An 8,043-nucleotide genomic window follows, 5' to 3' on the forward strand; every position below is an offset into this window, starting at 1 on the left:
TCGATCGCGCGCCACGTCAAAGCGCATAGCCGTTTGCGGGCTTTGTCTTCGCACATATCGCCATGGCGCAGAACTATTGCAGGCTGACGTATGAAGCTGGTGAAGCAGGATGGTTTCAGCGTTGCTGCTGGAGCAGCAGTTCCGCGTGCTAGCAAAGTGTTAGAAGGCTTTCCGCGTTCGCGAAGGCCTGCTGTCCGGGAGGCAGTGAGTGCGGCCATGCTGGTGCACAGGCAGCATCCATACCGATGCTGCTGCGTATGCAGCAATTCGACTTTGGATACCACAACAAAATGCATCGGGATTCGCGACAGATGGTCAGAATACGTTTCTCAGGAAGCAACTCTGATCGATGCCGTTCAGCCCTGTTCAACCTCCGCCAATCGACATATGTTTCATGCCCACACACAGAGGAGCGCGTGTCCTTAGCGATATGAACTCGACCTACGTACTGCCGGACGTACCGGCTTCTGTGCTCGCGCGTGCGAAGGCGGCATCGGTCGCTGAAACGCCCCTGCAGATCGCACAGCGTCTCTCGACCACATTTGCGCTAACCGCCGCCGAACGCGACGCGCGGGGTGGAACGCCGAAAGCCGAGCGAGACGCGTTGCGCGCCAGCGGTCTTCTTGCATTGAGCATTCCCAAGGCACACGGCGGCCTCGGGGCAAACTGGCGCCAGACCCTGGATGTCATTCGCATAATTGGGCGAGCCGATAGCTCGCTCGGTCATGTATTCGGCTTTCACCACCTGATGCTGGCGACAGTGCGCCTGTTCGGCTCCCCGGCGCAATGGCGCGCGTGGCTGGCGCAGACGGCCCGCCGACAATGGTTCTGGGGTAACGCGCTAAACCCGCTCGATGAGCGGGCCGTGAGCCACTCGTATGTGGATTGGCGGGAATTCAGTGGGCAGAAGAGCTTCTGTTCCGGTGCGCTTGATTCCGAAATGCTGATCGCGTCCGCGCGGGACGCAGGCACCGGAACGCTGCTGATCGCAGCGATCCCGACCGCGCGTACGGGCATTTCCGTTGCGGAAGACTGGAATAGCATCGGCCAGCGGCAGACGGACAGCGGCACGGTGACGCTCGAAAAGGTGAGGGTGGAGAATCACGAGATTCTGACCGACCCCGGACCGTTATCGACGCCCTTTGCGTGCCTGCGTCCCTTGCTGGCCCAACTGATCCTGACGAATGTCTATCTCGGCATCGGCGAGAGCGCGTTCAACGACGCCCGCCATTACACCCTTCACGAAGCGCGGCCGTGGCATACGTCCGGCGTGCAAACCGCTGCGGCCGACCCTTATATCCTCGGCCAGTACGGCGAGTTCTGGGCGGGCCTCGAGGCGGCGCGGGTGTTAGCCGACCGTGCAGCGGATCGCTTCGATGCGGCCTGGAGGCGCGCGGATGCGCTGACCGACGCCGAGCGTGGCGAAGTGGCGTTGGCGGTTGCCACTGCCAAAGTCGCCGCCACGGCAATTGGGCTCACCATCTGTACGCGCATGTTTGATGTGGCCGGTGCGCGCGCGACCCATGGCGCACTGAGGCTGGACCGCCACTGGCGAAATTTGCGCACCTATACGCTTCACGATCCGCTCGCCTACAAGCTTCGAGAAATCGGTGAATGGGCGCTGACGCAACGATATCCGATGCCGAGTTTCTACTCATGAACTATTCACTCAGTCAAGAATTGCCGCGCCAGTCGGCCATCGCGCGAACGGAAGCGACGCCGTTGCTGACGATGCCCGACAAGCGCACGCTGACCACCTCCATTCGCGCGACCGCCCAGGTCTTTTCGGACCCACGGTCGCTGGCGTTGCTCGAGCGTATTCGCATGATCGCGCCGAGCGACGCCAATGTGCTCGTGATCGGCGAGACAGGGACAGGTAAAGAACTGGTCGCACGTCATGTGCATAACCTGAGTGCGAGGAAGGACGGCCCTTTTGTGGCGGTCAATTGCGGGGCGTTCTCCGAGTCGCTGGTGGAGAGCGAGTTGTTCGGTCACGAGAAAGGCGCGTTCACTGGCGCGTTCTGCGCCAAACCTGGCTGGTTCGAAGCGGCCAATGGAGGGACGCTGTTTCTGGACGAAATCGGCGATCTGCCGCTGTCGATGCAGGTCAAACTGCTGCGCGTATTGCAGGAACGTGAGATCGTGCGTCTCGGCTCGCGCAGGAGCATTGCTATCGACGTGCGCGTGCTGGCGGCCACCAATGTGCATCTGCAGGATGCGGTGGCGGCGGGTCATTTCCGCGAGGATCTGTTCTATCGGCTGAACGTCGTGCATCTGGCTGTGCCGACGCTGCGCGATCGGCCCGGCGATATATTGCCACTGGCCCGCCACTTCATTGAAGAGTACCGGAGCCGGCTCGGCTATGGGCCCGTCAGCATCGAACCGCGTGCTGAGCGAAAGTTGCTGGACCATGGCTGGCCCGGCAACATCCGCGAGCTTGAGAACGTCATTCACTATGCCCTGCTGGTGTGCCGCACCGATTCGCTGGGTGAGGGCGATCTGCAGACGTCGTCGTTCGGGATTCCCGCCGCGCGCCGCGCGCCCATTGAACTCGTTGCGTCGTCGCCATTAGAGGGGCTTGAGGGCGCATTGCGTCACGTTTTCGAAAACGCGGAGGGCAACCTGTTCGAACAGATCGAAGACACGGTGATGCGCGTGGCCTTCGACTTCTGCTATCGGAATCAGATTCAGGCTGCAAGGCTGCTCGGCATTAGCCGCAATGTGTTGCGCGCGCGCCTGATCCGGGCCAAACAGATTTCCGCCCACAAGTAGGCACGTCCAGGCCATGCCGGATACGCACGATCCCTGCTCACGCTGCGGAGCGCGAGCGTGGGGCGATTGTGAAACCGGCCCGCGCCCGATGCAGCACGCCACGAGGCACGCGGATTATTCGATCGATCTGCTGTTGCCGATCTGCCAGACAAACGGCGGTTGAGTGCCGTTGATTTCCCAGTCACCCACGATCCGTTCCTTGTAGATCAGCGGATTGTGCGACGCGGCGGTGCGCGCGTTTCGCCAGTGACGGTCCAGTAGCTTGTTTTCGCTGATGCCCGATGCGCCGAGTGCGTTGAACAGGTCGGTGGTCGCTTGAAGAATCAAACCGGCCACGGCGACTTGCGCTTTTGCCGACTCGATTTCGGCCGCCACGTTCGCAGCCTGCTCAGCCTCCCGGTCTGCGCCGAAGCGAGCTTCATACGCGCTCTGCGATGGCTCCGCGGCTCGCACGGCGGCGGCTTCCGCGGCGTACACGCGCGCCGCTATTTGCCCCACCACCTGCTGCACCTGAGCATCTTCACTGACGCGCGGCGCGTTACCGTGACTGTAGACCCGGGTACGTTTGCGGACTTCACGCGAAATGTCGCGCAATGCGGCGCGCCCCGTACCCGCAATCACGGCGATCAGCACGAGCTGATAGAACGCCGTCTGGTATTTGAAGCGTGTGGAGAAGTCGATTATATTCTCTTCCTCGACCATGGCGTTGTCGAAAACAGACGTTCCGCTTCCGGTGGTGCGCTGACCGAAACCGTCCCAGTCGTCGCTTTGTTTGACACCTGGCTGATGCGTGCTCACTGCCGCGATGACGTCTGCACCGTTGTCGTCGCGCTGTGCGTAGACGTCGATCCAGTCGGCGAAGATGCTGCCCGTGCTGTAGTACTTTGTTCCGTTGACGACCCACCGGTCGTTGCGGCGAGATACCCGCGTGATGACGTCTCCAATCTTGACCGCACCGACTTCGGTCCAGGCATTGCCGACGATTTCCCCCGCCACGAAGCGTTGCAGCCATTTTTCGCGTGCTATGCCGGGCGCCGCATTGATCCTGTCTTCGACGAAGGCAAAGTGGCCACGTAACGCTTGCGGCAAACTCGAATCGGCCTCAGCCAGTTCGATCAGCAGTTGCACGAGTTGCGGGAGCGTCGCACCGGCGCCGCCGTATTCGCGCGGCACTCTGATGGCACCGAATCCGGCTTCCTTCAGCCAGACAATCTGCTCATACGGCAGCGTACGGGTACGTTCACGTTCAAGCGCGCCTTCCGCGATCCGGCCGAAGACAGGGCGGAATGTGGCGGCCAGCTCCGCATAGTCGGCGCCACGTGAAATTGGTGATGTTTCGTGCTGGTTTCGTGCTGTCATACTCGTGCTCTGAGGTCGATGTGTGGAATGAGGCAGAGCGGTCGCTCTAGTCGTGAAGAGCAGAGAGCACAAGACATGCCATCGCGCTAACCATCTATCAGCCTTGATGAATCGGGAGCGTAAAGACACTGTACTGCTGGCCCCGGAGCAACGTGCTGACGAACTGCTTGCCCAGGAGCAGTGGGCAGTCATCAGAGCGAACAGCCGAGGAGGCCGCGATGTGTGGAAACATTTTTCTTATAGCCGATGCGAGCTCGCCGACGCAATCGATCAGGCGCGCCAGGTTTGACTTTCGCTAACGTGAACCTCTAACGCAGGAAAAGCCGCTCCGATACTTTATTCCAGCCAGTTGCGTCGCTTTAAGTGTGTCGACAGCCGAAGGTCAGTTCTGGACGTGACCGAACCTGAGCTTCGCGGGTTATATTTGGCAGCGGCGGCTTTTGCGAAGCGCCGCACCGTCGCGATTTGCCGGATCGGGAAGCCCGAATTTCCGCAATGCCGCTGTCCGGTCGCCTTGGCGGTTCCCGGTTGCATCAGATCAACGACTCCCAGCGCTGTCCCTCATGGAGAGGTTGCCCGGACTTTCGCCACGAGTCACGCCGTGACGGACGTCGCGGCGATTTTCACCGGCGTTCTGAGGTTGCCGGTGGAAGGCGGGGCGCCGTCCGACAGTTTGAAGACTGCCACGGTTTGCACCAGTTGCTGGGCCTGAGACCTCAGACTTTCTGCAGCCGCTGCGCTCTCTTCGACCAAGGCGGCGTTCTGCTGTGTAACCTCGTCCATCTGACTGACAGCGTCACCTACCTGACCCATGCCGACGCTCTGTTCGTTGCTCGCCACGCTGATCTCGCCAACAACTTCGGACACACGTTTTATCGCATTGACAATCTCGACCATGGTCGTGCCTGCCCGATTGACCAGGGCGGTGCCCTCACTTACACGTTCTACGCTGGTAGAGATCAGCGACTTGATTTCTTTCGCCGCTGCAGCGCTGCGCTGCGCGAGGTTGCGAACTTCCCCGGCAACCACCGCGAAGCCTCGGCCCTGGTCACCGGCACGTGCCGCTTCGACGGCGGCGTTCAGCGCAAGGATATTGGTCTGGAAGGCAATCCCGTCAATCACGCTGATGATCTCGGCAATCTTCTTCGAACTGTCGTTGATGCCCGTCATCGTTTCGACCACCTCATCGACCACCTCGCCGCCCTTGACGGCAATCGTACTTGCGTTGCTTGACAATTCGTTGGCCACCCTGGCGTTTTCAGCGTTCTGTTTGACGGTAATAGTAAGTTGTTCCATTGAAGCGGCAGTTTCTTCCAGCGCGCTCGCCTGCTCCTCGGTGCGACTCGATAGATCCAGATTTCCCTGAGCGATCTGTGCGCTTGCGGTAGCCACCCCGTCGGCATTCTGGCGTACATCCGACACAACCCGCAACAGACTGTCGCGCATGTTCTTCAGCGACGCCATCAGGCTGGTCGTATCGCCAGAACGCAGTTCAATGTTTACGCTGAGATCGCCTGTCGCGACGCTCCTTGCAAGATCAGCAGCAATCGCAGGCTCGGTCCCGAGTTGCCGGGTCAGGCTACGCGTGAGCCAGATGCCGATGCCGACTCCGGCCAACGTAGAGAAGATTACCAGGGCGATCATCAGATTCCGACTCGCCACGTACAGGTTCTGATTCGATTCGGCGGCTTCCTTCGCGTCGTCCTGTTTTCTGTTCACCAGGGCGTTCACCAGTCTGTCAATCTTGTCGGCCTTCGCGCGAAAATCGCCAAACAGGTGTTCGGCGAGTTCGCTGTGATCCTGTAGCGGAGCAGCGCTGGCTTTTGTTGCCATCTCCCTGAAGCCCTCGTCGTAGTCACGCCAGGCCTGATCAAGGTCGGCGAACAGCGCCTTGCCCTGTTCGCTTTCAAATAGCGGCCTGGCCTTGTCGAGCGATTCGCGTGCTGCCGCAAGGTTTTGCTCACTTTTTCTCAGGAATTCGGCTCGCTGCCCCGAGGTGGAAGACAGTATGGCGTTGCGTAACGACCGCGCAGCCTCCAGCACACCGACGTATCCCTTTTGCGACAGCGATAATCCGACCAGGTCAAACCGGTAGACCTTGTCTCCTTCATCGTTGATCCTGGCCATATTGCGTATTCCGATTCCGCTTACAACCGCCCCGATCAGGCAAACGAGTACAAAAGCGCTGATCAGTTTGGTGCCAAGGGTCATGTTGCTGATTTTCATGCTGTCGTCCTGTGAAGTCGAATGACCTCGTGCCATTACAGGTCGTTGCACGGCGAACGTACAAATCTGCTGCATGGTCCGAGATGGAATGTCGTTGCCGCGACGCATTTTCGTCTGAAGATTGACCGGATTCGCCGTGCGTCTTGGCATTACAGTTAGTAATCCTGCGTGAGACACGAACCAAAGCGGTGCTTCAAATCTGTTCGGCCTGACAGAGGTGCTTTGGACATATTTCGGCGCAGGCGCGCCGAACTTGAGAGACCGCGAATGTGGATTTACCCTTGCAAAAGGAAGCACGTAGGAAATCCAGAGGCAGGACCCCGCCAACTCATTGATACACATCTGCGCACCATCCTCGCAATTGTCAGCATTTCGTAGGGAGACCCGGTATAGCCGGAAATCGGTCGACTGCTTGCCGGCAGCTGTCAGACACAGCGACGCAATGGAAGATAAAGTGCTCGAGACGCGATCGCGCTTTCATCTGGGTTTCACTCTGAGGATTGCCAAATGGAGCGGACCCAAAATGACGAGCATGCGATGTGTTTTTTGGGGAATCGTCTTGCGCACGCGTACGGTCTTTTCCCAACTTCTGACGCGTTTGCTGCCCCTGCGGTCAGACAACAAAGGCGAAGATTGACGACTTCGCACTGGGCCTCGGTACGAATGACAGCGCTTGCTACCGTATCAATGAGGGGCGGAGTAGCGAATGCCGTCGGAGGAGGAGATAGCGGATGATCTTGATGAGTTAATCGATATGGAGTGCAAATAAATTGTTGCTTGCTGCGGCCCGGTCAAAGATGACTTATCGGTCTCGGTTTCGGTTCGGCGTCGCCACGGCGACTGCTATCTGTCGCAGATTGCGTCGTCCAGGTAATGCTAGGAACATCGCTGTAAAGATAAGTATGCTTATCACAATAGCAACGTTTCTGTGCCAAACTGCTGGTCATGCAAACGCGCCTGACCTCCCCAACTTCGACCGATCCGGCCATCGATGGCTTTCCCGATGCGGATGAGCTGGCCGCGCTGCGCGCGTGGTACGCCGGCATGCCGGTTCGCCAGGCCGTGGCACGCTACCTGCCGGATCGCATCGGGGCACGGCAGTCGGCGCGCGGTGTCCTCGGCGGCGTTCGCCGGCGGCTGGGGAAGATTGCGCGGCAGCTCGGCCGGCCGGATCTGGCCGCTGTCTTTGCGCACCCTGACGGTGAGCGTTTGCGGGAGGCGAAGGCGGTCGCCGACGCGATCGGCGTCCTGCGGCACGTGCGCCTGCCGGTGCCGCAGATCAGCGACGACCTCGGCCTCTGGCTGCCGGCGCGGGCGGTCGCCACGCTGCGCGCGCACGGCATGGCGACGCTGGCAGATCTCACCGTCCGGATCCCGCGCCGGCGCCAGTGGTGGAAGGTCATTCCCGGGCTCGGTCCCGCCAGTGCCCGGAAAATCGAGGCGTTCTTTGCCGCGCACCCGGCGCTGACGGAGCGGGCGAGGGCACTCCTCGCCCTCTCGCCGGCCAGCCCCATCGTGCCGTGGGAGCAGTTGCGGCTGCCGCATGAGGTCGACGGCTCGGCCGGTGCTTATCGCGCCCCGCGCGCGACCTGTACGCTCGATGCGGACAACGATTACCAGGCCGTTCAGACGTTACGCGCAAGAGAAAGAAAATGGACATCAGCCGGAGCCTTGAAAATACTGGGA

The 8,043-nt window shown here is 60.4% G+C and carries 5 protein-coding genes; 3 read left to right on the forward strand and 2 right to left on the reverse strand.

Going from position 1 to position 8,043, the window contains the following annotated elements; genetic code table 11:
• Nucleotides 1–394 precede the first annotated feature (394 nt).
• The gene (locus ACFSNN_RS17505; RefSeq protein ID WP_244323193.1) at nt 395–1,660 is read left to right on the forward strand and encodes an acyl-CoA dehydrogenase family protein; all 1,266 of its coding nucleotides are present in this window, start codon (nt 395–397) and stop codon (nt 1,658–1,660) included.
• On the forward strand, nt 1,657–2,772 hold the full coding sequence (locus tag ACFSNN_RS17510; protein ID WP_279631200.1) for a sigma-54 interaction domain-containing protein: 1,116 nt from the start codon (nt 1,657–1,659) through the stop codon (nt 2,770–2,772). The genes ACFSNN_RS17505 and ACFSNN_RS17510 overlap by 4 nt, the downstream gene beginning before the upstream one ends.
• Before the next feature lie 114 nt (nt 2,773–2,886).
• Here the strand turns inward: ACFSNN_RS17510 and ACFSNN_RS17515 are convergent, their stop codons facing one another.
• Together ACFSNN_RS17515 and ACFSNN_RS17520 are read right to left on the reverse strand one after the other, a co-directional pair.
• The gene (locus ACFSNN_RS17515; protein WP_134465862.1) at nt 2,887–4,131 is read right to left on the reverse strand and encodes an acyl-CoA dehydrogenase family protein; all 1,245 of its coding nucleotides are present in this window, start codon (nt 4,129–4,131) and stop codon (nt 2,887–2,889) included.
• A gap of 594 nt (nt 4,132–4,725) precedes the next feature.
• On the reverse strand, nt 4,726–6,357 hold the full coding sequence (locus ACFSNN_RS17520; protein WP_134465863.1) for a methyl-accepting chemotaxis protein: 1,632 nt from the start codon (nt 6,355–6,357) through the stop codon (nt 4,726–4,728).
• 945 nt (nt 6,358–7,302) lie between these two features.
• Between ACFSNN_RS17520 and ACFSNN_RS17525 the strand changes: the two genes are divergently transcribed.
• Nucleotides 7,303–8,043 (forward strand): phage integrase family protein (locus ACFSNN_RS17525; protein WP_377779182.1); only part of this gene is annotated, 741 nt, incomplete at its 3' end.

The sequence above is a fragment of the Paraburkholderia dipogonis genome, from assembly GCF_042680985.1.
In the GTDB taxonomy this organism is placed as follows: domain Bacteria; phylum Pseudomonadota; class Gammaproteobacteria; order Burkholderiales; family Burkholderiaceae; genus Paraburkholderia; species Paraburkholderia phytofirmans.

Coding starts and splice junctions, on each gene's coding strand:
- ACFSNN_RS17510 (WP_279631200.1), top strand. CDS start 1,657: ATGAACTATTCACTCAGTCAAGAATTGCCGCGCCAGTCGGCCATCGCG.
- ACFSNN_RS17520 (WP_134465863.1), bottom strand. CDS start 6,357: ATGAAAATCAGCAACATGACCCTTGGCACCAAACTGATCAGCGCTTTT.
- ACFSNN_RS17515 (WP_134465862.1), bottom strand. CDS start 4,131: ATGACAGCACGAAACCAGCACGAAACATCACCAATTTCACGTGGCGCC.
- ACFSNN_RS17505 (WP_244323193.1), top strand. CDS start 395: ATGCCCACACACAGAGGAGCGCGTGTCCTTAGCGATATGAACTCGACC.